General features: G+C 69.3%; 20 protein-coding genes and 2 tRNA genes. 7 read left to right on the forward strand and 15 right to left on the reverse strand.

All coding sequences use genetic code 11. From position 1 onward, the window contains the following. The first annotated feature begins 1 nt into the window (after position 1). The gene (pknB, locus tag ACWIHY_RS10615) at positions 2 to 2,029 is read left to right on the forward strand and encodes a Stk1 family PASTA domain-containing Ser/Thr kinase (protein WP_454375267.1); all 2,028 of its coding nucleotides are present in this window, start codon (positions 2 to 4) and stop codon (positions 2,027 to 2,029) included. Positions 2,030 to 2,276: 247 nt separating this feature from the next. Here pknB and ACWIHY_RS10620 read toward each other — a convergent pair whose 3' ends face one another. From ACWIHY_RS10620 to ACWIHY_RS10645, 6 genes are read right to left on the reverse strand one after another with little or no spacing between them, the layout of a single operon-like run. Then, the gene (locus ACWIHY_RS10620) at positions 2,277 to 3,020 is read right to left on the reverse strand and encodes a class E sortase (RefSeq protein WP_454375268.1); all 744 of its coding nucleotides are present in this window, start codon (positions 3,018 to 3,020) and stop codon (positions 2,277 to 2,279) included. Positions 3,021 to 3,071: 51 nt separating this feature from the next. Further along, a complete protein-coding gene (locus ACWIHY_RS10625; RefSeq protein WP_454375269.1) occupies positions 3,072 to 4,481 on the reverse strand; it encodes a class E sortase in 1,410 nt (469 codons plus the stop codon). Further along, positions 4,478 to 5,116 carry an aminodeoxychorismate/anthranilate synthase component II gene (locus ACWIHY_RS10630; protein WP_454375270.1) on the reverse strand — a complete coding sequence of 213 codons (639 nt, stop codon included), beginning with the start codon at positions 5,114 to 5,116 and terminating at the stop codon, positions 4,478 to 4,480. The genes ACWIHY_RS10625 and ACWIHY_RS10630 overlap by 4 nt, the downstream gene beginning before the upstream one ends. Further along, positions 5,113 to 5,283: a hypothetical protein gene (locus tag ACWIHY_RS10635; protein ID WP_454375271.1), complete on the reverse strand. Its 171-nt coding sequence runs from the start codon at positions 5,281 to 5,283 to the stop codon at positions 5,113 to 5,115. The genes ACWIHY_RS10630 and ACWIHY_RS10635 overlap by 4 nt, the downstream gene beginning before the upstream one ends. A gap of 58 nt (positions 5,284 to 5,341) precedes the next feature. After that, on the reverse strand, positions 5,342 to 6,049 hold the full coding sequence (locus tag ACWIHY_RS10640; protein WP_454375272.1) for a class E sortase: 708 nt from the start codon (positions 6,047 to 6,049) through the stop codon (positions 5,342 to 5,344). Between the two features lie 20 nt (positions 6,050 to 6,069). Continuing rightward, positions 6,070 to 6,855 carry a DUF881 domain-containing protein gene (locus ACWIHY_RS10645; RefSeq protein ID WP_454375273.1) on the reverse strand — a complete coding sequence of 262 codons (786 nt, stop codon included), beginning with the start codon at positions 6,853 to 6,855 and terminating at the stop codon, positions 6,070 to 6,072. Between the two features lie 141 nt (positions 6,856 to 6,996). On the opposite strand from ACWIHY_RS10645, the gene crgA reads away from it, so the two are divergent. Beyond that, positions 6,997 to 7,257, forward strand: coding sequence for a cell division protein CrgA (gene crgA / locus ACWIHY_RS10650; protein ID WP_069927918.1), 261 nt, complete (start codon positions 6,997 to 6,999; stop codon positions 7,255 to 7,257). 297 nt (positions 7,258 to 7,554) lie between these two features. Here the strand turns inward: crgA and ACWIHY_RS10655 are convergent, their stop codons facing one another. Further along, the gene (locus ACWIHY_RS10655; RefSeq protein WP_454375467.1) at positions 7,555 to 8,400 is read right to left on the reverse strand and encodes a rhomboid family intramembrane serine protease; all 846 of its coding nucleotides are present in this window, start codon (positions 8,398 to 8,400) and stop codon (positions 7,555 to 7,557) included. 126 nt (positions 8,401 to 8,526) lie between these two features. Further along, a complete protein-coding gene (locus tag ACWIHY_RS10660; protein ID WP_454375274.1) occupies positions 8,527 to 9,054 on the reverse strand; it encodes a peptidylprolyl isomerase in 528 nt (175 codons plus the stop codon). A 278-nt stretch (positions 9,055 to 9,332) separates the two neighbouring features. Between ACWIHY_RS10660 and ACWIHY_RS10665 the strand changes: the two genes are divergently transcribed. The 3 genes from ACWIHY_RS10665 (at position 9,333) to ACWIHY_RS10675 (ending at position 12,682) form a co-directional block, all read left to right on the forward strand. Next, the gene (locus tag ACWIHY_RS10665) at positions 9,333 to 10,040 is read left to right on the forward strand and encodes a DUF5324 family protein (protein WP_454375275.1); all 708 of its coding nucleotides are present in this window, start codon (positions 9,333 to 9,335) and stop codon (positions 10,038 to 10,040) included. Positions 10,041 to 10,251: 211 nt separating this feature from the next. Continuing rightward, positions 10,252 to 11,997, forward strand: coding sequence for a sensor histidine kinase (locus ACWIHY_RS10670; protein WP_454375276.1), 1,746 nt, complete (start codon positions 10,252 to 10,254; stop codon positions 11,995 to 11,997). A 25-nt stretch (positions 11,998 to 12,022) separates the two neighbouring features. Next, the gene (locus tag ACWIHY_RS10675) at positions 12,023 to 12,682 is read left to right on the forward strand and encodes a response regulator transcription factor (protein WP_454375277.1); all 660 of its coding nucleotides are present in this window, start codon (positions 12,023 to 12,025) and stop codon (positions 12,680 to 12,682) included. Between the two features lie 55 nt (positions 12,683 to 12,737). Here ACWIHY_RS10675 and ACWIHY_RS10680 read toward each other — a convergent pair. Continuing rightward, positions 12,738 to 12,810: transfer RNA gene (locus ACWIHY_RS10680), tRNA-Ala, on the reverse strand. 162 nt (positions 12,811 to 12,972) lie between these two features. On the opposite strand from ACWIHY_RS10680, the gene ACWIHY_RS10685 reads away from it, so the two are divergent. Both ACWIHY_RS10685 and ACWIHY_RS10690 read left to right on the forward strand, forming a co-directional pair. Beyond that, a complete protein-coding gene (locus tag ACWIHY_RS10685; RefSeq protein WP_454375278.1) occupies positions 12,973 to 13,521 on the forward strand; it encodes a helix-turn-helix domain-containing protein in 549 nt (182 codons plus the stop codon). 31 nt (positions 13,522 to 13,552) lie between these two features. Then, entirely contained in the window at positions 13,553 to 14,980 is a 1,428-nt protein-coding gene (locus ACWIHY_RS10690) for a serine/threonine protein kinase (protein ID WP_454375279.1), read from the forward strand. Between the two features lie 50 nt (positions 14,981 to 15,030). On the opposite strand, the gene ACWIHY_RS10695 is transcribed toward ACWIHY_RS10690, so the two are convergent. The 6 genes from ACWIHY_RS10695 to gyrB all read right to left on the reverse strand — a co-directional run bounded on the left by ACWIHY_RS10695 (position 15,031) and on the right by gyrB (position 22,669). After that, positions 15,031 to 16,395 carry a hypothetical protein gene (locus ACWIHY_RS10695; protein ID WP_454375280.1) on the reverse strand — a complete coding sequence of 455 codons (1,365 nt, stop codon included), beginning with the start codon at positions 16,393 to 16,395 and terminating at the stop codon, positions 15,031 to 15,033. Between the two features lie 386 nt (positions 16,396 to 16,781). After that, on the reverse strand, positions 16,782 to 16,916 hold the full coding sequence (locus tag ACWIHY_RS10700) for a DLW-39 family protein (RefSeq protein WP_003958712.1): 135 nt from the start codon (positions 16,914 to 16,916) through the stop codon (positions 16,782 to 16,784). 169 nt (positions 16,917 to 17,085) lie between these two features. Next, positions 17,086 to 17,159, reverse strand: a tRNA-Ile gene (locus ACWIHY_RS10705). A 61-nt stretch (positions 17,160 to 17,220) separates the two neighbouring features. Further along, positions 17,221 to 17,829: a DUF3566 domain-containing protein gene (locus tag ACWIHY_RS10710; protein ID WP_454375281.1), complete on the reverse strand. Its 609-nt coding sequence runs from the start codon at positions 17,827 to 17,829 to the stop codon at positions 17,221 to 17,223. A gap of 93 nt (positions 17,830 to 17,922) precedes the next feature. Continuing rightward, positions 17,923 to 20,553 (reverse strand): DNA gyrase subunit A, encoded by a 2,631-nt coding sequence (gene gyrA / locus ACWIHY_RS10715; RefSeq protein ID WP_454375282.1) that lies wholly within the window; start codon positions 20,551 to 20,553, stop codon positions 17,923 to 17,925. Positions 20,554 to 20,602: 49 nt separating this feature from the next. Continuing rightward, on the reverse strand, positions 20,603 to 22,669 hold the full coding sequence (gyrB, locus tag ACWIHY_RS10720) for a DNA topoisomerase (ATP-hydrolyzing) subunit B (RefSeq protein WP_454375283.1): 2,067 nt from the start codon (positions 22,667 to 22,669) through the stop codon (positions 20,603 to 20,605). Positions 22,670 to 22,908 lie beyond the last annotated feature (239 nt).

Below are 22,908 nucleotides of genomic sequence, written 5' to 3' on the forward strand. Positions count from 1 at the left end.
TATGGAAGAGCCGCGTCGCCTCGGCGGCCGGTACGAGCTGGGCTCGGTGCTCGGCCGTGGTGGCATGGCCGAGGTCTACATCGCGCACGACACCCGGCTCGGCCGCACCGTCGCCGTGAAGACGCTGCGGGTGGATCTCGCCCGCGACCCGTCCTTCCAGGCCCGGTTCCGCCGCGAGGCCCAGTCGGCGGCCTCGCTGAACCACCCGGCGATCGTCGCGGTCTACGACACCGGCGAGGACTACGTCGACAACGTCTCCATCCCGTACATCGTGATGGAGTACGTCGACGGGTCGACCCTGCGTGAGCTGCTGCACTCCGGCCGCAAGCTGCTGCCCGAGCGCACCCTGGAAATGACCGTGGGCATCCTCCAGGCGCTCGAGTACTCGCACCGCGCCCAGATCGTCCACCGCGACATCAAGCCGGCGAACGTCATGCTGACGCGCACCGGCCAGGTCAAGGTCATGGACTTCGGCATCGCCCGCGCCATGGGCGACTCCGGCATGACCATGACGCAGACCGCCGCGGTCATCGGCACCGCCCAGTACCTCTCCCCGGAGCAGGCCAAGGGCGAGCAGGTCGACGCGCGCTCCGACCTCTACTCCACCGGCTGCCTGCTCTACGAGCTGCTGACCGTACGACCGCCCTTCATCGGGGACTCCCCGGTCGCGGTCGCCTATCAGCACGTACGGGAAGAGCCCCAGCCGCCCAGCAACTTCGACCCCGAGATCACGCCCGAGATGGACGCCATTGTCCTGAAGGCGCTGGTCAAGGACCCCGACTACCGCTACCAGTCCGCCGACGAGATGCGCGCCGACATCGAGGCCTGCCTCGACGGCCAGCCGGTCGCGGCCACCTCGGCCCTCGGCTCGGTCGGCTACGGCGGCTACGGCGGCCACGGCGACGACCAGCCCACCACGGCGCTGCGCCCGGCCGACGGGGGCGGCGCCCCGACGTCGATGCTCCCGCCGGTCAACCCGGACGACGGCGGCTACGGCTACGACGACCGCCCGGACCGCCGCAGGCAGCAGAAGAAGAGCAACACCTCGACGATCCTGCTCGTCCTCGCGGGCGTCCTCGTCCTCGTCGGCGCGATCCTGATCGGCAAGTCGATCTTCCCCGGCGGCGGCGACAAGGACAAACGTGACGTGCCGGTCCTCGTCGGCGAGAGCCTCGCCAAGGCGAAGGATCTCGGCACGAACTCCGACCTCACGGTCGAGGTCGGGGAACGCAAGGAGTGCGAGAGCCAGCCCAGGGGCAAGGTCTGCAGCCAGTCCCCGGAGAGCGGCCAGGAGGTCGAAAAGGGCTCGACGATCACGGTCGTCGTCTCCACCGGCGCTCCGAAGATCGAGGTCCCGGACGTCAGTGAACAGTCCGAGCGCAGGGCGACGAAGAATCTTGAGGCCAAGGGCTTCGAGGTCGAGACCAAGTCGGTCGAGTCCGAGAAGACGGTCGGCACGGTCGTCGACCAGGACCCCGAGGGCGGCACGAAGGCGGAGAAGGGCGAGACGGTCACCCTCTCCATCGCCAAGTCCACCAAGGCCGATGTCCCACCCGTCGTCGGCCAGGACTTCGAAGCGGCCAAGAAGCAGCTCACCGACCTCGGCTTCCAGGTCGCACGCATCGACGAGGAGTCGACCGAGACTCCGAACTCGGTCATCAAGCAGGACCCCGTGGGCAACAGCCAGACGGACGAGGGCGGCACCATCACCCTGACCGTCGCCAAGGCCGCCGCCCCGGAACAGGTCGCGGTACCGCCCGTGACCGGCCAGAAGCTCAAGGACGCCCGCAAGGCGATCGAGGACGCCGAGCTCACCGTCGGCACGATCAACGGCTCGCAGGACGACGAAGCCATCGTCATCCTCCCCCAGCCCGCGGTGGGCCAGCAGGTCCCCAAGGGCACGGCGGTCAACCTGACCACCGCGGCCGGCGGCGGTGACGGCGGAGGCGACAACGGGGGCAACAACGGCGGCAACGACGCCGGCGGCCTCTTCGGCGGCGCGTTCGGCCGCAACGCCGAGAGCGACTAGCCCCGCGCAGTACCCGGAAGGGCCGTGGACTTCAACCGGAGTCCACGGCCCTTCTTGCGTACAGTCCACGGGCCTTCTGGCGTGCAGGTCCACGGCCCTCTTGCGTGCAGTCCACGGGCTTTCTTGCGTGCCCCGAACCCAGGGTGACGGCTTCCCCCGACGGCATGAACCGGCGGGAGTTCCGCGAAAGGGCCCGAAGTCGCAAGTCCAAGTTGCGGCTTCGGGCCCGTCTCGTGTGCGGCAGCCGCTAGCTCAGCTCCGCCGGCGGCGTGCGGTGTCTGTCGACCTTTTCCGTACGCTCCAGCTCGCCCCACACCACGTACCGGTGCTTCGACGTGTAGACCGGCGTGCACGTCGTCAGCGTGATGTAGCGGCCCGGCTTCTTCTTGCCCGACTCCTTCGGAACCGGCTTCAGCACGTCCACGTTGAATTTCGAGGTCTCGGGAAGCTGCGCGTACACCTTGTAGACGTACCAGGTGTCCTTCGTCTCGAAGACGATCGCGTCGCCGTCCTTGAGCTTGTCGATGTTGTGGAACTTCGCGCCGTGCCCGTCGCGGTGCGCCGCCAGCGAGAAGTTGCCCTGCTTGTCCGCCGGAAGGGCCGACTCGACCGGGTCCGTGTAGTAACCGGCGACACCGCGGTTGAGGCCCTTGGCGTCGGTGCCCTTCCTGACCAGCACCTCGCCGTTCTTCATCGCCGGCACGTGCAGGAAGCCGATGCCGTCCTTGGTGTCGAGCGCCCCGGGGCCGCCCGCCCACCGGTCGCGCACCTCATTGCCCTGCTTGTCCGCGTCGCGGTCGGCGAGCACGTTCGTCCACCACAGCGAGTAGACGACGAAAAGGCCGAGGATCAGGCCCGCCGTGATCAGCAGCTCGCCGAAGAAGCTCACCGTGCCCGCGACACGTCCACGCTTCCTCCGCGCCGCCGCGGGTGCCGACGCGGGCACGGGCGTGCCGGTCTGCTCGTCCTGCTCGGTCGTCCTGGCTGCCACCGCACCCGTCCCCGTCCTGAGTCTCTTACGTCGCGTCCGGCCGGCCCGGTCTCAGCCGACGAGCGCGTCGGGTTGCCCCTTACTGCGCGGCCGTTCGTCGACCATCTTGCCCCACACGATCATTCGGTACGTACTCGTGAATTCCGGCGTGCAGGTCGTCAGCGTGATGTACCTGCCGGGCCTGGTGAAACCGGAACCCGGCGGCACCGGCCCGATCACGCTCACGTTCGAAGGAGAAGTCTGCGGCAGGATGCTCGCCATCTCGTACGTGTAGTACGTGTCCTGCGTCTCGACGACGATCGGGTCGCCCGGCTTCAGGTGGTTGATGTACCGGAAGGGCTCGCCGTGCGTGTTGCGGTGCCCCGCGACCGCGAAGTTGCCCCGCTTGTCCGACGGCATCGCCGTCTTCAGCTTGCCCTCCGCGTAATGCCCCACCATGCCGTTGTCGAGGACCCGCCCCTTGTTGATGCCCTCGGCGATCGGGACCACGACGTCCAGCTTGGGGATGTGCATGATGGCGAAGCCCTGGCCGGGCTCGAACGCCCCGGGTTTGCGCCCCTTCGCCCAGCCCTCCTGGATCTTGTCCGTCTCGTTTCCGGCGAACAGATCGGCCCGGACATTGGTCCACCACAGCTGGTACGTGACGAACAGCAGCATCAGCACGCCGAGCGAGATGAACATCTCCCCGAAGAACCGGCTGGCGACGACTGCCGGGCTGTCCTTCGCCGCGCGGGCGGCGCGCCTGGCCTCCAGCCGGGAGCGCGGCGGCTCGGTGCTCGTGCCGGCCTTCTCCTCGGGAACCCTGGCGCGGCTTCCCTTGCCCTTGGCGGCCCTGCGGCGCTCCGCGCGGCCACCGGTGACCGGCGGCGGGCCGGGACGGGTGACAGATTCCGGTTCGGCCCCGGCTCTTCGCCGGGTGTCGTCGGTCCGCAGGGCCACCGTCTCGTCGTCGAACACGGCCGTGGGGGAGGGAACCGGTGCGGGGGCCGGTGCGGAGGCCGGTGCGGGCTCCTGACCGCCGTACCAGCCCTGGGAGTACTCCGGGGAGTCGTACGGCTCCTGAGGCCGCTGGAGGGGCCGCTGAGGCTCTTGCGCGGCCTGTTGTGCGGGTTCTTGTACGGGCGGCCGGTACGGCTCGTACTGCTGCTGCGGATACTGAGGCTCCCCGTACCCCGCATCCGGGGCCTGGGTGTGCCCCTGCGCCTGCGCCTGCGCCTGCGCCTGCGGCACGGTCGCCGACCGGAACCACGGCGAGGTCTCTCCCGGAGCCGGCCCGGGGTCAGGGACAGGGCCTGGAACCGGTCCCTGGTCCGCCGGCCGCCGCTCCTGCCCCGGCAACGGATCGTTCAGCGGATCCGCCAGCTGGTCCACCGCCGCCTCGAACGCGCCTGCCGCCTCGTACGCACCCTGCTCGTACGAGGCTTCCCGGCCGGCGTCGTGTTCGGGGCGGAGCGCCGTCACGCGGCGGCCTTGCCCACCACCGGCGCGAGCCCGGCCGCCCGCTCCACCGCTCCCGGAAAGCCGCACCGGGCAAGCCAGTTGGCCAGCATCAGGTGCCCGTATTCGGTCAGTACCGACTCGGGGTGGAACTGCACACCCTCGACCGGCAGATCCCGGTGGCGCAGCCCCATGATGATCCCGTCGGCCGTCCGCGCCGTGACCTCCAGCTCGGCGGGCAGCGCCTCGGGTTCGGCCGCCAGCGAGTGGTAGCGCGTCGCCGTGAAGGGCGAAGGCAGTCCCGCGAAGACGCCGACGCCCGTGTGTGTCACCGGGGAGGTCTTGCCGTGCAGCAGCTCGGGGGCCCGGCCCACCACACCGCCGTACGCCACCGCCATCGACTGCATGCCCAGGCAGACACCGAAGACCGGCACACCCGTCTCGGCGCAGTGACGCACCATGTCGACGCACACGCCCGCCTGTTCGGGGGCGCCGGGGCCCGGCGATAGCAGCACGCCGTCGAAGCCGTCCTGGGCGTGGCTCAGCTCCACCTCGTCGTTGCGCAGCACCTCGCACTCGGCGCCGAGCTGATAGAGGTACTGGACGAGGTTGAAGACGAAGCTGTCGTAGTTGTCGACCACCAGGATCCGCGCGCTCACTGGCCCGACCCCCCGTCCACCGTCACATCGTTGAACGGAAGCAGGGGCTCCGCCCACGGGAAGACGTACTGGAACAGTGCGTAGACGACCGCCAGGATCAGTACGAGCGAGATGAACGCCCGCACCCATGCGTTGCCCGGCAGATGCCGCCAGATCCAGCCGTACATGCTGTCCCTTCCGTTCGGTCGAAACCCAGAGTAAAGGGCGACGGCGAAGGCTTGTGGGTCAGCCGCGCAAAGCGGGCGGCTCGCCGTCCTCCACGGGCTGGGTGGCGTCGAGGTGCGCCCACACGATCAGCCGGTGGCTGCTGCCCCACTCCGGATCGCACGTCGTCAGCGTCAGATAGCGCCCGGGCCCCTCGAAAGGGGCCTTCCGGGGAACGTCGGCGATGACACCGATGTCGTCGGGAACGGTCCGGTACGGCTTGTTGCCGACGCGGTACGTGAACCAGGTCGTGCCGTCCGTCAGCACCACCGCGTCGCCGGGCCGCAGCTTCGGGAAGTCCTTGAAGGGATCGCCGTACGTACGGCGGTGGCCCGCGACGGAGAAGTTGCCCGTCTCACCGAGCCGCGCGGTGCCCGTGTAGTGGCCGAGGCCCTTCTGGAGCGTCCTGGTCCGGGTGCCCTCGAGCACCGGCCAGTCCCAGTCGCTGCCCAGGCGCGGCACGTACATCACGGCGAAGGGTCTGCCCGGCTCGTACGCCTCGGGGGCGGGCGGCGCGACCCCGGCGGACGGGGCCGGGGCGGGCCCCGGGAGCGGGCTGCGCGCCCAGGTGTCCTGGAGCCTGTCGATCTGCCCGTCGCTCGATTCGGCGGCCCTGACGCCGGTCCAGAACATCACGTACACGACGAACAGCACGATCAAGGCGCCGACGGTGACGCACAGTTCACTGAAGGACCTGACGACCAGCCGCACCGAGACGCGCCCCCGCATGGGCTCCCCCGTTCAGCCGCCTACTCGGCCTGACCGGCCTGCTCGACGGGCTTCGCGTAGTGGAGATCCACTGTGCCCGAGTAGCCGGGAAGAGTCACCGCCTCGAGTTCGTCGACTTTCCAGCCGAGCCCGTACGCCTTCACGTACAGCTGGTAGTTCTGGAGCGCCGTGGAGGCGGTGAGCGCGCTCTGGAGCCGGTCCCGGTCGCCGACCGCCGTGACCTTGTACGGCGGCGAGTAGACGCGGCCCTGAAGGATCAGGGTGTTGCCGACGCAGCGCACCGCGCTGGTGGAGATCAGCCGCTGGTCCATGACCCTGATGCCCTTGGCGCCGCCCTGCCACAGGGCGTTGACGACCGCCTGGAGGTCCTGCTGGTGGATGACCAGGTCGTTGGGCTGCGGCTCGGGGTAGCCGGGGTTGGCCGTGGCGTTCGGCGGGGCGTCGTCGAGGGTGACGGTGAGGCCGGCGCCGGTGAGCTTCTTGGTCCCGGCGGACGCCTCCAGCGCCTTGAGCTTCGCGTCCTCGGCCCGCGTACTGCTGTCGCCGCGCTCCGCGAGCGCGTCGACGTCGTCGCGCACGGCCGCCGTCGACTCGCCCAGCTCCTTGTTCTTGTGGCTGCGCTGATCGATGAGGTCGGAGAGCTTCAGCAGGGAGGCATCGGTACGGATATTGGTGCCCTTGGCCGTATTGAAACTCGTGACGAAGATCAGCCCGGCGAGCGCGAAGACCCCGGCCGTCAGTAGTCTGACCGGCCGCAGGGCGGGGCGCCGGGCGGGTTCGCTGGGAGAGTCGGCAGAATTGCTCAACGTACCCTTATCTCCTTCGACGCCGCGGAAGCACTACGCTAACGGACGCCCGGGGGAGGCAGTGTTCCCCGTTGCTCCCGCACCGGGCGCCAGTCACAGTTCCCTGCGCGGTAACGCAGCGCATCGACAGGAGAGTCCCTCGTGCCGAAGTCACGTATCCGCAAGAAGTCAGACTTCACGCCGCCGCCGGCGCCTTCGAAGCAGGCGACGGCCATCAGGCTGACGAACCGGAGCTGGGTGGCTCCGGTGATGCTGGCACTCTTCCTCATCGGGCTCGCCTGGATCGTGGTCTTCTACGTCACCGAGGGCGATCTGCCGATCCAGAGCTTCGACAACTGGAACATCGTGGTCGGATTCGGCTTCATCGCCGCCGGCTTCGGCGTCTCCACGCAGTGGAAGTAGACGGAGCAGAGGCCAAGTAGGCCCTGCCCCGCCTGGGCCGCGCAAGCTCTGACCAGAGGTTATCCACAGCGTTGTCCACACGGTGGGGAAAGGTCAGACGATCTGTGGATAACTCACAGCGTGTTGACGCCGGTGTGACTGCCGGGGACTTCTGAGACGTACAGCGTGCCCCTTGTCCGGACTGGAAAAAGCCAGTTCAGCGACGAGGGGCACAGCTGTACCCATCCGTTCCACCTGAATGCACAAGGTCCGTCGCCCGCTGTGGACAACTGGGCGCGCAATCGACGCCCCGGACGCTCAGGTGAGCATCGCTGTCCGCGCCGCGACCATCCCGGCGGTCGCGAGCAGGACCAGCCCGCAGGCGCCGAACTGCACCAGTGCCCGACGGCGGCGCGGGGCGTGCACGAGGGCGATCGCGACGAGGGTGCCGGCCACGAGACCGCCGACATGGGCCTCCCAGGCGATGCCGCTCCAGGTGAACGTGAAGAGCAGATTCAGCGCGAGGAGCAGCAGGACCGGCCTCAGGTCGTAGTTCATGCGGCGCATGAGGACGACGGTGGCGCCGAGCAGCCCGAAGATGGCGCCGGAGGCGCCGAGCGACCCCTGCGCGGGATCGTCGAGGAGATAGGTGAGCGCGCTGCCCGCCAGGCCGGAGACCAAGTAGAGCGCCAGGTACCGGACCCGCCCGAGCGCCGTCTCCAGCGGCGCACCGAGCCACCACAGGCCCAGCATGTTGAAGGCGATGTGCCAGACCTCCTGGTGCAGGAACATCGATGAGACGAGCCGGTAGTACTCGCCGGTCGCGACGCCTTCGACGGGCCCGAACGGGCCGGGCTGCCACTCACCGACCAGCGCGAGGTCGTTGACCAGGGACTCGCGTGCCAGCACCGCGACGAACAGCGCCACATTGATCGCCAGCAGGATCTTGGTGACCAGCCGCGGGTCGCCCGCGATCGTGCCGCCCGCGAGCGTGCGCGGCCGGGCGGCGTCCGGGGCGTGGCCCGTGCCCGAGCCCTCGCGGACACAGTCCGGGCACTGGAAGCCGACGGACGCGCTGATCATGCACTCCGGGCAGATCGGGCGTTCGCAGCGCGTACAGCGGATGCCCGTCTCACGGCCCGGATGCCGGTAGCAGTGGTCCATCGGTCCGTCCCCTAGGTCCCTGGTGTGCCTCTTGGCGGTACGGCTCACCACACCGCCCCGCCTCTCCAGTACGGACGGGCGGTGCGGTTTGGTTCCCCGGCGGGCGGCGCACCGTACGCGACGGTCTCAGCGGGTCTCGACGACGACCGACTCGATGATGACGTCGGTGAGCGGGCGGGCGGTGCGCGGATTGGTCTGTGTGGCCGCGATGGCGTCCACGACCTTCTGGCTCCTGGCGTCCGTGACCTCGCCGAAGATGGTGTGCTTGCCCGTCAGCCACATCGTCGGCGACACGGTGATGAAGAACTGCGAGCCGTTCGTGCCCGGGCCCGCGTTGGCCATCGCCAGCAGGTAGGGCCGGTCGAAGGCGAGGTCGGGGTGGAACTCGTCCTTGAACTCGTAGCCGGGGCCGCCGGTGCCGTTGCCCAGGGGATCGCCGCCCTGGATCATGAAGTCGCGCATCACGCGGTGGAAAACAGTGCCGTCGTACAGCCGGTCCGTGGTCTTCTGCCCCGTTTCGGGGTTCGTCCACTCCCGCTCACCCTGTGCGAGTTCCACAAAATTCTTGACCGTCTTCGGCGCGTGATTCGGCAGGAGCCGCATCTGGATGGCGCCCAGGCTGGTCTTGAGGGTGGCGTAAAGCTGCTCGGCCACGTTCTGCCTTCCATAAGTCTTCACTGACGCGTCCGCCGATCCTCGCACGGACGGTTTACGACGAGTACCCGCCGAACCGCCGCGGGCGTCGGCGAAAGGTGGCATTGTCGTGCGCTGGGCTCCTTGCACCGCAATGCCCGCAGGGCCCTGGGATTGCCCCGAGTCGCCGCCCATGACCCGGATGCCCGCTCGCACGTGCCGTGATGGCCTTCGGCGGGCATGATTTCGAAATGGGTGGACAGGCGATACAACGAACCGCCACCAAGGAGGAGGATCCAGTGACCCGCATCGACAGCGTGCGCGCCGCATCCGAATCGGCGAAGGAGAGCGTGCTGCACGCCGCGGAAGTGGTGGCGCCCTACGCCGGTACGGCCAAGGACCACGCCACGCAGTACGCGCACGACGCCCGCGTACGGCTTGCGCCGAAGGTGTCCAAGGCCGCTCAGCAGGCGCGTGTCCAGTACGGGGCGCATGTGGCGCCGCGCATAGAGCAGGCCCGTACCCACGTGCCCCCGAAGGTCGACGTGGCCGCCCAGCGAGCCGCGGTACGGACCCGGCACGCGGCCCGGCAGGCCGCCGACTACACCGTCCCGCGCGTGGAGCACGCGATTGCGGTCGCGGCGCCCGTACGTGAGCAGGCCGCCGCGCGCAGCGCGGCAGCCGTGGCAGCCCTGCGCGGACAGGTCACGGCGAAGGAGATCCGCAAGCTCGTCAAGAAACACGAGCGGAGGGCCAAGGCCGGCCGGGTGGCCAAGGGCTTCGCGGTCGCCGGTGTGCTGGCGGCGGGTGCCTTCGCGGCCTGGAAGTGGTGGGACAAGCAGGCCAACCCGGACTGGCTGGTCGAGCCCCCCGCCGCGACGGAGGTCTCCGACCGTGCGCCACTGACGTCGGTCGACGGCAGCGGTCAGGTGCTGGACCCGGAGGTCCAGGCCAAGCAGGCCGAGGCAGAGGCCGAGGCGGCGGAGCGCGACAAGAAGGACGACTGAGAACAGCTGACAACCGGCGTCGCGGTACGACGGCACGGACGGGTGCCGGGAGACCTCCGGGTCTCCCGGCACCCGTGCTGTGTGCGCAGGACCGTGCGGTGTCCCCCCGTTGGTCCACTCGTTCCGCTTGTCCCGCGTGTTCTCTTTCGTAGGGGCGGGGGGCGACGAAAGTGTGCGGCGGCCGCCCTGGCCCGCTGCTTAGAGTGCGGCCGTGGACGTGTCATCGAAGATCAGGGCCGGACGGCTGTGGCTGGCGGGGCCCGAGCCCTGGTCCGGGCGCCGGATCGCGGGCGAGACGGTCCTCGCCGTGGTGCTGGCGCTGCTGGCGGCCGGGACCCAGGAGCTGATGGGCAGCACGGGGCTCGTGCAGCTCGGTACCGCCCTCGGCGTCGCCGTGCTGTCGCTGCTGCGCAGCCGGCTGCCTGCGAGTGTGCTGGTGCTCTCGGGCGGGGCGTCGGGCGTGCTGCCCGGCTTCGGGCCGCTGCTGATCGTGGCGGGGTGGTCGGCGGGGCGCCGGATTCCGGGTGCCGGGCGAGCGCTGGCGGCTTTCACCACCTCGTACGTCCTGACCGTCGGCATCGGGGTCGCCGCCGAGCTGCCGCGGTTCTCCCCGCTGGCGCTGATCTTGTTCAGCACCCTGTACTTCCTCGCGACGACGGTCGTGCCCGGCCTGGCCAGCCGTTACTGGACCCAGCGCCGCACCCTGCTGCACGCCCTCCAGGAGCACAACGCCCAACTGCTGCGCGAGCGCGCCATGGTGGCAGGGCAGGCGCGGCTGCGTGAGCGGCAGCGGATCGCCCAGGACATGCACGACAGCCTGGGCCACCAGCTCGCGCTGATCTCCGTGCACACGGGCGCCCTGGAGGTCGACCCCGCCCTGACGGACCGCCAGCGCGAAGGTGTCGGCGTACTGCGCAACGCCTCGGTCGCCGCCATGCACGAGCTGCGCGAGGTCGTCGGCATCCTGCGGGACGGGGTGGAGCGCGACGACGCGGCCGCCGCCCCGGGCCCGCCGCCCGCCGAGGACCCGCACCCGGCGGCCCGGGGCGCCGCGGGCATCGAGGCCCTGGTGGCGGCGGCGCGGGCGGCCGGCAACGGTGTCGAGCTGCGGTGCGCGGGCAGTCGGCGGCCGCTGGCCGCGGCCGCCGATCACGCGGCGTACAGGATCGTGCAGGAGGCGCTGACCAACGCGTACAAGCACGCGCCGGGCGCCGCGATCACCGTCGAGCTGCGCTACGAACCGGACTCACTGGTCGTCGAGATCGCGAACGGCCCCGCTCCGGCCGACCCGGGTGACGTGGTCAGCGGCGGGCAGGGCCTCACCGGGCTGCGGGAGCGGGCCCGGCTGGTCGGTGGCATGGTCCACGCGGGGCGTACCGACGGCGGCGGCTTCCGTGTCGCCGGCGTCCTGCCGTACGGCGCCGACGGCCTCCCGCCCGCCAAGGTTCCGGCGCCGTTCGCAGCGCCTTTGGTCGATGCGGAGGACGACTTCCGGCAGCAGTCGTCTGCGGTCCCTCTCGGCAACGGTGGTCCTGTCATGGACTGGACCGCTGTGCAGAGGGAGCTGGCGATGAGTGGCAGGCGTGGGAGCAGGGCCGGCGGGGTCGCACTGGGCTGCGGGATCGCGGCGGGGGCACTGTTGCTGCTGGTGGTGGCGGGAGGGTTCGGTCTCTTCTTTCTCGCGGGATCGATGGACCGGGGCATGATCGAGCCGAACGAGTACGAGGCGGTGAAGGTCGGCACGTCGGAGAGCGAAGTCCGCGACAGCCTGCCCGACGGTGATTCCTTCATGACCTCCGGCCTCGACGGCAAGGGGCCCGCGAAGCCCGAGGGATCGGAGTGCCTGGTCCTCGCGTCGTCGGAGATCGGCGACAGTCTGGCGGCGGAGCCGGTGTTCCGCTTCTGCTTCCGGGACGGCAAGCTGATCGAGAAGAAGTCGTACGACGTCGTGCAGTAGATGAGCGGCAGCTGTAGGAGTAAGCGTGACGGTTCCGCACATCAGGGTTGTGATCGCGGACGACGAGCCCCTCATCCGGGCGGGGATCCGGATGATCCTCACCTCGGACCGGGCCATCGAGGTCGTGGCGGAGGCGGCGAACGGCCGCGAGGCCGTCGAGCTGGCGCGCGTCCACGCCCCGGACGTGGTGCTGCTCGACCTGCAGATGCCGGTGATGGACGGGCTCACCGCACTCGCCGAACTGGGCAGGGCGGTACCCGCGGCGCGGGTGATCGTGCTGACGACGTTCGGCGAGCGGGAGAACGTCCTGCGGGCCCTGGAGAGCGGCGGCGCCGGTTTCCTGCTGAAGGACTCGGCGCCGGCCGAGCTGATCCGGGCGGTACGGGCGGCCGCGGCCGGGGACGCCTATCTCTCGCCGGGGGCGACGCGGCACGTCGTGGAGCAGCTCGCTTCCGGGCGGGCGCCGGCCCGTACCGAGGAAGCACGGCGGCTGGTCACGTCACTGAGCGGGCGGGAACGCGACGTCCTCGCGCTGCTCGGCGAGGGCCTGTCCAACGCGGACGCGGGCAAGCGCCTGCACATGAGCGAGGCCACGGTGAAGACGTACGTCAGCCGGATTTTGGCGAAGCTGGGCTGCGAGAACCGCGTACAGGCCGCGCTGCTCGCCCGGGACGCCGCGCTCTGAGACAGAAAAATGCCCCTCTGACCTGGTGAAACAGGCCAGAGGGGCAGCTTCTCTGTGGAGCCTAGGAGATTCGAACTCCTGACATCTGCCTTGCAAAGGCAGCGCTCTACCAACTGAGCTAAGGCCCCGGGAACGGGTGGAGGCGACCGGTCACAACCGCACCGTGGCCACCGCCGCAGAACAGAGTACCGGGTGTCCCCCCCGATCCTGCAAAAAGATTGGGACTCCCGGTCGGCGACCACGCTCCGTAAGATGCTCGGCGAGGTTCGCAGCAGCGAAGGGGAGACGCAATGGACGCAGCGCAGCAAGAGTCGACGGCCAGAGCCAGAGAGCTTCAGCGCAGTTGGTACGGGGAGCCTCTGGGGGCGCTCTTCCGTCGGCTGATCGACGATCTGGGCCTGAATCAGGCCAGACTCGCCGCCGTGCTGGGCCTGTCCGCGCCCATGCTGTCCCAGCTGATGAGCGGCCAGCGCGCCAAGATCGGAAATCCGGCCGTGGTGCAGCGCGTGCAGGCTCTGCAGGACCTGGCCGGCCAGGTCGCCGACGGCAGCGTCAGCGCCGCTGAGGCGACGGACCGGATGGAAGAGATCAAGAAGTCCCAGGGTGGCTCCGTGCTCAGCAACACCAGCCAGACGACAGCCAGTTCCGGTGCGCCGACCGTGCGGCGCGTGGTGCGCGAGATCCAGTCACTGCTGCGCTCCGTGGCGGCGGCCGGCGACATCATAGATGCGGCGGACACGCTCGCCGCGTCCCACCCCGAACTGGCAGAGTTCCTCAGGGTGTACGGCGCAGGGCGCACCGCGGAGGCGGTCGCCCACTACGAGGCGCACCAGAGCTGAGGCAGGCGGACCGGGGAGCGGGCACAGCGCAATGGGTGAGATCTTCGCTGGTCGGTACGAGCTGATCGACCCGATCGGACGCGGTGGAGTGGGCGCGGTCTGGCGGTCGTGGGACCACCGGCGCCGCCGGTACGTGGCGGCCAAGGTGCTCCAGCAGAGCGACGCGCACACGTTGCTGCGCTTCGTACGCGAGCAGGCGCTGCGGATCGACCACCCACACGTGCTCGCCCCGGCCAGCTGGGCCGCGGACGACGACAAGGTGCTGTTCACCATGGATCTGGTGAGCGGCGGCTCGCTGGCGCACGTGATAGGCGATTACGGCCCGCTGCCGCCCCGCTTCGTCTGCACCCTTCTCGACCAGCTCCTCGCCGGGCTCACGGCGGTCCACGCGGAAGGTGTCGTGCACCGCGACATCAAGCCGGCCAACATCCTGCTGGAAGCGACCGGTACCGGGCGCCCGCATCTGCGGCTGTCCGACTTCGGCATCTCGATGCGCAAGGGCGAACCCCGTCTCACCGAGACCAACTATGTGGTGGGCACGCCCGGTTATTTCGCACCCGAGCAGCTGATGGGCGCCGAGCCGGACTTCCCGGCCGACCTGTTCGCGGTCGGCCTGGTCGCCCTCTACCTGGTCCAGGGTCAGAAGCCCGACTCCCAGGCCCTGGTGGAGCACTTCGCGACGTACGGCACTCCGAGCGCCCCGCAGGGCATCCCGGAGCCGCTGTGGCAGGTCATCGCCGGGATGCTGCAGCCCGACCCGCAGGCCAGGTTCCGAACGGCCACGGGCGCCCGCAAGGCGCTGACCGCCGCCGTCGAGATGCTGCCCGAGCCCGGCCCCGGTGAGGAGCCGGTGGAGATCTTCGACCAGATCGGTCCGCTTCCGCCCGGCTTCGGCCCGGACGGGCCCGCCACACCGCCCCCACCCGGCCCCCAGAGCCACGTACAGGGCCACGTACAGGGACACGCAGAGAGTCAAGGCCAGGGCCGCGTACAGGGCCACGTACAGGGCGACGTACCCAGCGGCGGCCGGCAGGCGCAGTCCGCCGAGCAGCCGTCGTCCATGTCGGAGACGGGCAGCTTCCACCTGGCCCCGCCCCCGCAGCAGCCCCCACTGCCGCACCCATCGAACCCGGCGCACCCCTCGAACCCGGGCAACCCGTCCATACCCGGCACCGCACCCCTGCCCGCCCACGCGGCCTCCCCCCATTCCGGCGCGGCGCCGCATCCCTCCCAGGGCCCCCGGGCCGCGGCGCACTACGAACAAGCCCTCACTCGTCCATACACCGGTCAGGGCCCGGAGGTTCCCACTCCGCGGGAGGCGCCGGTCCCGCGGGGCGCGCACGCCCCCGTACAGGCCCCGCACAAGCGGCCGGGACCGCCCCCGAAGGTGGCGGTCCCGGTGCTGCTGCTGGCCCTGGTCTTTTTCGCGGTGGGCATCTGGGCACTGACCCAGAGCTGAGTCCCGGTCGCCCCCGGCCGTTCGCCCCCGGAGGGGGACCGGCGGCCGGCCTACCAGGCCGCCGGCGGCCCGTACTGTGTGGGCGCCCCGCTGTCATGGCCGGGCCCGGCGCCGGTCGCGGCTCCCGGCCCGGCGGGCGGCGGACCCGCCGCCGCGCGCCGCCTGGCGACGAGCGTCCACGCCCCGAGCCCGAGCACCAGCACACTCCCGGCACCGATCCCGGCCGCCGCGACGAGCCGCATCGTGTCGCTCTTCGCCGCCGCGGACGTGCTCAGCCCGTCCTCCGCCGCGTTCCGGTCCTTGTCGGTGACCTGGAAGTCACCGGCGGTCCCGGTGTACGCGGGCGCGTTCTTCGCATCGCCCCTGACGTTCAGCCGCAGCGAAAGCCCGAAGGGCTTGGACCCGAACTCCTTCTCCACCTCCGGGCTCAGACTGACCCTCAGGTAGTACCAGCCCGCGAACCGCATCCCGTTGACCGCCTCGGACGAGTCGAAGCGGTTCTCGTACGCGACGGGCGGCAGCGGGTCGAACGCCGACGACTTCTGCTTGCCGTCGTACGCCACGTCGGTCGCGCTGTCGACGAGCCCCCGCGCCGGGTTGTAGAGCGCCATGGTCAGCGCGTTGGACACATAGCCGTCGCCCGCAGCGCTGCCGAGGTCGGCGCTGGCGAACAGTTGCTGGCCCCAGTCGACCGGCACCTTGTAGAACAGCGTCTCGCCGGGCTTGATCCTGTCGCGCCACTCGCCCTGCTTCAGCCCGGTCGCACCGTAGAAGCTCGTGCCGCCCCTGCGGTCCTGAGCCCCGCCACCCGGAGGCGCCGGTGAGACGCTGGGCCAGCTCTCAGGCGCCGCGGTCGCCCCGCCCGCCTTCACCCCGGGCTCCGTCGCATGCCGGATCTCCAGGTCCCACGGCTCGCGCGACGAGGTGGCCTCACTGGTCCGCTCGATCAGAACGTAGTACGTGTCCTGCTGCTGGCAGGAGGCGTCCTCCTCGATGGTCCGGTGCGCATAGGTCCCGATCGGCCGTGCGAACTCCGCGGAGCTGAACTGCGCTGTGTTGTAGCTGCACGAGTTCCCGCCGCGGTCCTGGAGCGTCACCTTGAGCTCGTCGGCGTACGACACCTTCGTGCCCGGCTTGGGCACGGCGGTCGCCGACACATAGGCGTTGGACTTGTCGTCGAGCTCCAGGCGGTAGAAAAGCTTGCCGCCCGGCTTGATCGAGTCCCGGTACGTCCTGCCCGGCGTCAGCTGCTCGGAGTCGGTGTTGGTCACCGCGCCCCTGACCGGCTTCGCCTGCGGATCGAAGGTGTACGGGCTGGGCCCGCCCGCCGCCCGTGCCTGCGCCGGCAGCGCCGCCACCGCGCACAGCGCCGCCACCACGGCCGGCACCACCCTGCCCCTGCTGCGCTGCCTCATCACGCGCCACCCCTCGTCGTCTTCTTGGCCGCCCTGCGCCGCATCGCCACGAGCACGAGCCCGGAGCGGCCAGGACGACAGCGCCGCCCGCCGCCGCGGCGGCGGCGGGCGCGGTGCCGGTCCATCCTGCCCCGCCTGCCCCGGCGCTGTCTGCGCGGGCCGCCGTATCACCCTTGTTGTCCGGCTTCACGAGGACGGACGCGTCGCGCTCCCCGCACGCGCCAACCCTGCTTTGCTTATGCAAGCTAGTGATTTGCTTCGGTGAATTCAAGCAGGATGCCGTCACAGTCCCGCAACAACGGACCGCGACCCGTCCGGCCGTCCCCCGGACAGCACAAAGCCCCGGCCGCTGAGCGACCGGGGCCAGTGTTTCGGACTACTGGGTCTCACACACCCGAACCTGCGGGCACGGAGTCAGTCGCCTCCGTCCACAGATCCTGCTCGGCGCGATCCGCCTGGATCTGGCGGTACACGAGGAGCCCGCCGATGGCGGCCAGTGCGACCAGGAGAAGCTTCTTCACCGCGCGACCTCGTCTTTCCTTGACGTAGGAGACTTCTGGCGCCCGACTATACACACCGACCGATACCGATCGGTGACCTAGACAGCCACCCAACTGACGCGCTCCGCACAGCAGAAGGCCCGGCAGATCTTTACGATCTGCCGGGCCTTCGACCTTTTCAGGTCCGCGGTGGGGCTAACAGGATTTGAACCTGTGGCCTCATCCTTATCAGGGATGCGCTCTAACCAACTGAGCTATAGCCCCGCGCTGCCCCTGAAGATTAGCGCACCTCGGGGGCAGTACCAAAATCGGTTCCGCCGGCTTCCTACTCGTCCTCGGCGAGCGTCAGCTCGACGCCGCCGACGAAGCCTGCCGACAGGTTGTAGATGAAAGCGCCCAGCGTCGCGAGCGCCGTGGCGAGCACCACGTCGATCATCGCGATGACCGACGTGAAGATCAGCACCCGCGGCAGCGAGAGGAAGGACTGCAGGTCGAAGCCGTTGCTCTCGTTGGAGCCCGTCGCCTCGCTGATCGTCCCGCCCACCGTGGAGAAGACGCCCATCGCGTCCATGACCATCCACAGGACGGCCGCCGCCACGATCGTGCAGATGCCCAGCGCGATGGAGAGCAGGAAGCTCACCTTCATCACCGACCACGGGTCGGCCTTGGCCACCCGCAGCCGCGCCTTGCGCGTGCGCGGCGTCGTACGCGCCCCGGTCCGCGGCAGACGCACCGCGGCGACACCCGGCTGCTGCCCGGCCCGTTGCTGCCCGCTCTGCGTGCCCGACGCACCGCCCTGGGGCGAGGGATACGCCTGCGGCGGGTGATAAGGCTGCGCCGACTGGCCCTGCCCCTGCGGATCCCGCTCACCGGGCAGCGGCCCGTTCGCGTACCCGTCGTAACTCTGCGGCTGAGACCCCCGCGTATCGGTCACAGTTCCCCCCTGGGAGTCCGCGGCAGAGCCACGGGCACCGGGTGCTCCAGATTCGGAAGCGGCCGCTCCGGCGCCCGTGGCTCCACTCACGCTTTACTCCTCGTGCTCCCCGGCCGAAGGCGCTGCGCCCTCGACGGATTCGGCAACCTCGACCACGTCGCCCTCGACCGGCTCGGTGTCGGCCCCTTCGGAACCTTCCACCTCTTCGGCCTCACGACCGGCCTCGGCATTACGAGCGATACCGACGACGGCATCGCGCTTGCCCAGGTTGATCAGTTGGACGCCCATGGTGTCACGGCCCGTCTCCCTGACTTCGTTGACTCGCGTACGAATCACACCACCGCCGAGCGTGATGGCGAGGATCTCGTCCGTCTCCTCCACCACCAGCGCGCCCACCAGCGAGCCACGGTCCTCCACGATCTTGGCGGCCTTGATACCCAGACCACCGCGACCCTGGACCCGGTACTCGTCGACGGGGGTCCGCTTCGCGTACCCGCCATCGGTGGCGGTGAACACGAACGTACCGGCCCGGACGACATTCATCGAGAGCAGCTCGTCTCCCTCACGGAAACTCATGCCCTTCACACCCGAAGTCGCACGGCCCATCGGCCGCAGCGCATCGTCCGTCGCCGTGAAGCGGATCGACTGCGCCTTCTTGCTGACCAGCAGAAGATCGTCCTCCGCCGACACCAGCTCCGCGCCGATCAGCTCGTCGTCGCTGCCGTCCGCGGTCTCCCGCAGATTGATCGCGATGACACCACCCGAACGCGGCGAGTCGTAGTCCTTCAGCGACGTCTTCTTCACCAGGCCGCCCTTGGTGGCCAGGATCAGGTACGGCGCCGCGTCGTAGTCACGGATCGCCAGGATCTGCGCGATCTGCTCGTCCGGCTGGAAAGCGAGCAGGTTCGCGACGTGCTGCCCGCGCGCGTCCCGGCCGGCGTCCGGCAGCTCGTACGCCTTGACCCGGTAGACCCGGCCCTTGTTCGTGAAGAACAGCAGCCAGTGATGCGTCGTCGACACGAAGAAGTGGTCGACGATGTCGTCTTCCTTCAGCTTCGTACCGCGCACGCCCTTGCCGCCGCGCTTCTGCGACCGGTAGTCGTCCGTCTTCGTACGCTTCACATAGCCGCCACGCGTGATCGTGACGACGATGTCCTCCTCGGCGATCAGGTCCTCGATGGACATGTCACCGTCGAAGGGCACCAGCTTGGACCGGCGGTCGTCACCGAACTTGTCGACGATCGCGGCCAGTTCCTCGCTGATGATCTGCCGCTGACGCTCGGGCGAGGCGAGGATCGCGTTGTACTCGTTGATCTTCGCCTGGAGCTCGTCGTGCTCGGCGACGATCTTCTGCCGCTCCAGAGCCGCCAGCCGGCGCAGCTGCATCTCCAGGATCGCGTTCGCCTGGATCTCGTCGATCTCCAGCAGGCCCATCAGGCCCTCACGCGCCACATCGACCGTCTGGCTGCGCCGGATCAGCGCGATGACCTCGTCGATCGCGTCCAGCGCCTTGAGCAGACCGCGCAGAATGTGCGCCCGCTCCTCCGCCTTGCGCAGTCGGAAGCGCGTACGCCGGACGATGACCTCGATCTGGTGCGTCACCCAGTGCCGGATGAACGCGTCCAGCGACAGCGTGCGCGGCACACCGTCCACCAGCGCCAGCATGTTCGCGCCGAAGTTCGTCTGCAGGTCGGTGTGCTTGTACAGGTTGTTCAGGACGACCTTCGCGACCGCGTCCCGCTTCAGCACGATGACCAGGCGCTGGCCCGTCCGCGAGGACGTCTCGTCACGGACGTCCGCGATGCCGCCGACCTTGCCGTCCTTCACCAGGTCGGCGATCTTCTGCGCCAGGTTGTCCGGGTTGGTCTGGTACGGAAGCTCCGTGACCACCAGGCACTGACGGTTCTGGATCTCCTCGACCGCCACCACCGCGCGCATCGTGATCGAGCCGCGGCCCGTCCGGTACGCCTCCTCGATGCCCTTACGGCCCACCACCAGCGCGCCGGTCGGGAAGTCGGGGCCCTTGATGCGCTCCATCAGCGCGTCCAGGAGCTCCTCGTGACCCGCCTCCGGGTTCTCCAGGAACCACTGCGCGCCGGCCGCCACCTCCCGCAGGTTGTGCGGCGGGATGTTGGTGGCCATACCGACCGCGATACCCGCCGAACCGTTGATCAGCAGGTTCGGGAAGCGCGCCGGCAGAACCGTCGGCTCCTGGTTGCGGCCGTCGTAGTTGTCCTGGAAATCGACGGTCCCCTCGTCGATGTCCCGGACCATCTCCATGGCCAGCGGCATCATCTTGCACTCGGTGTACCGCATCGCCGCGGCCGGGTCGTTGCCCGGAGAACCGAAGTTGCCGTTGGAGTCCACCAGCGGCATACGCATCGACCAGTGCTGCGCCAGACGCACCAGGGCGTCGTAGATCGAGGAGTCGCCGTGCGGGTGGTAGGTACCCATGACGTCACCGACGACACGGGCGCACTTGTAGAAGCCCTTCTCGGGCCGGTACCCGCCGTCGTACATCGCGTACAGCACACGGCGGTGCACGGGCTTCAGACCGTCCCGCACGTCGGGCAGCGCACGCGACACGATGACGGACATCGCGTAGTCGAGATACGAGCGCTGCATCTCCGTCTCGAGCCCCACGGGCTCGACACGCATGCCCACACCCTCGACGGGCGGCACCTCTTCGGGCGTCACGGGGACAGGGGTGTTCTCGTCGGCCATTGCTGGTCAAAGTCCTTTCGAGCTGCGGCTGGTGGCTTGCACGGCCGACTCAGATGTCGAGGAAGCGGACGTCCTTGGCGTTGCGCTGGATGAACGAGCGCCGCGCCTCGACGTCCTCACCCATCAGCACCGAGAACAGGTCGTCGGCCTGCGCCGCGTCGTCCAGGGTCACCTGGCCGAGGACACGGTGGTCCACGTCCATCGTGGTGATGCGCAGCTCCTCGGCGTTCATCTCACCGAGACCCTTGAAGCGCTGGATCGAGTCGTCCCGTACCCGCTTGCCGGCCTGCTTGCCGAGCTCGACGAGCGCGTCGCGCTCACGGTCCGAGTAGGCGTACTCGAAGTCGTCCCGGCCCCACTTGATCTTGAAGAGCGGCGGGCGCGACAGGTACACGTGCCCCGCCTCGACCAGCGGCCGCATGAAGCGGAACAGGAACGTCAGCAGCAGCGTGTTGATGTGCTGACCGTCGACGTCGGCGTCCGCCATCAGAATGATCTTGTGATAGCGGAGCTTCTCGATGTCGAAGTCCTCGTGCACACCCGTACCGAACGCCGAGATCAGCGCCTGCACCTCGGTGTTCTGGAGGATCTTGTCGATCCGCGCCTTCTCGACGTTCAGGATCTTGCCGCGGATCGGCAGGATGGCCTGGTACATCGGGTTACGGCCCGACTTCGCCGAACCACCGGCGGAGTCACCCTCGACGATGAAGATCTCGCACTTCGTCGGGTCGTTCGACTGGCAGTCGCTCAGCTTGCCCGGCAGCGACGCCGACTCCAGCAGGCCCTTACGACGCGTCAGATCACGCGCCTTACGGGCCGCGACGCGCGCCGTGGCCGCCTGGATCGCCTTGCGGATGATGTCCGCGGCCTCGTTCGGATTACGGTCGAACCAGTCGTTGAGGTGCTCGTGCACGACCTTCTGCACGAAGGTCTTCGCCTCCGTGTTGCCCAGCTTGGTCTTCGTCTGGCCCTCGAACTGCGGCTCGCCCAGCTTCACCGAGATGATCGCCGTCAGACCCTCGCGGATGTCCTCACCCGCGAGGTTGTCGTCCTTCTCGCGCAGGAACTTCTTCTCGCGCGCGTAACGGTTCACCAGACCCGTCATCGCCGCACGGAAGCCCTCCTCGTGCGTACCGCCCTCATGCGTGTGGATCGTGTTCGCGAAGGAGTACACACCCTCCGTGTACTGCGAATTCCACTGCATCGCGATCTCGACCGAGAGCATGCGCTCCTTGTCCTCGGCCTCGACGTCGATGACGGTCGGGTGGATCAGCTCACCCTTGCGCGAGTTCAGGTACTTCACGAAGTCGACGATGCCGCCCTCGTAGTGGTACGTGACCGTACGGACCTGGTCGTCCTCCGTACCGTCCGCCGTGTCCGCACCCGCCACGGCCTTCGCGGAGTCCCGCTCGTCCGTCAGCTTGAGCGTCAGACCCTTGTTGAGGAACGCCATCTCCTGGAAACGCCGCGACAGCGTCTCGAAGGAGTAGTCGGTCGTCTCGAAGACGTCCGGGTCGGCCCAGAAGGTGACAGAAGTACCGGACTCGTCCGTGGCCTCGTTACGGGTGAGCGGCGCCGTCGGCACACCGAGCTTGTAGTCCTGCGTCCAGCGGTGGCCGTCGCGCCTGACCTCGACAGCCACCCTCGACGACAGGGCGTTGACCACGGACACACCCACGCCGTGCAGACCGCCGGAGACGGAGTAGCCGCCGCCGCCGAACTTGCCGCCCGCGTGCAGAACGGTCAGCACGACCTCGACGGCCGGCTTCCCCTCCGACGGGACGATGTCGACCGGGATACCACGGCCGTTGTCGACGACGCGCACGCCGCCGTCAGCCAGGATCGTCACGTCGATCGTGTCCGCGTGACCAGCCATGGCCTCGTCGACGGAGTTGTCCACGACCTCTTGGACAAGGTGATGAAGACCACGCTCACCGGTCGAGCCGATGTACATGCCGGGCCGCTTGCGGACCGCGTCCAGGCCCTCGAGCACGGTGATCGCGCTGGCGTCGTAGGCCGCCGAGACGGCACCCTCGCCGCCCGCGACGACAGTGGAAGGAATGTTCTCGTTGGGGTCGCCGGAATCGGCCACGAAGCGCCCTTTCTGGCACAGCACGAACCGAAACCCCGACAAACGGGACCGGCCGCGTCGTTCTGTATAAGTCGACGTGTCCCGCAAGCGGGCGGGATTGTGCACCAGTCTACCGGTAGCGCGGACACTCATGGGGGTTTGCCGGTACCTGAGTACCCATGTGCCGTCCTGAACCGGCGCCGTCCGACTCCCCATATCCGGGAAGGGGCTCCAAGAGGCTCACGCGGGCATCCAGCGCTTCCGGCTGTCAAGCACCCGCCACC

This window comes from Streptomyces sp. NPDC055287 (assembly GCF_053646035.1).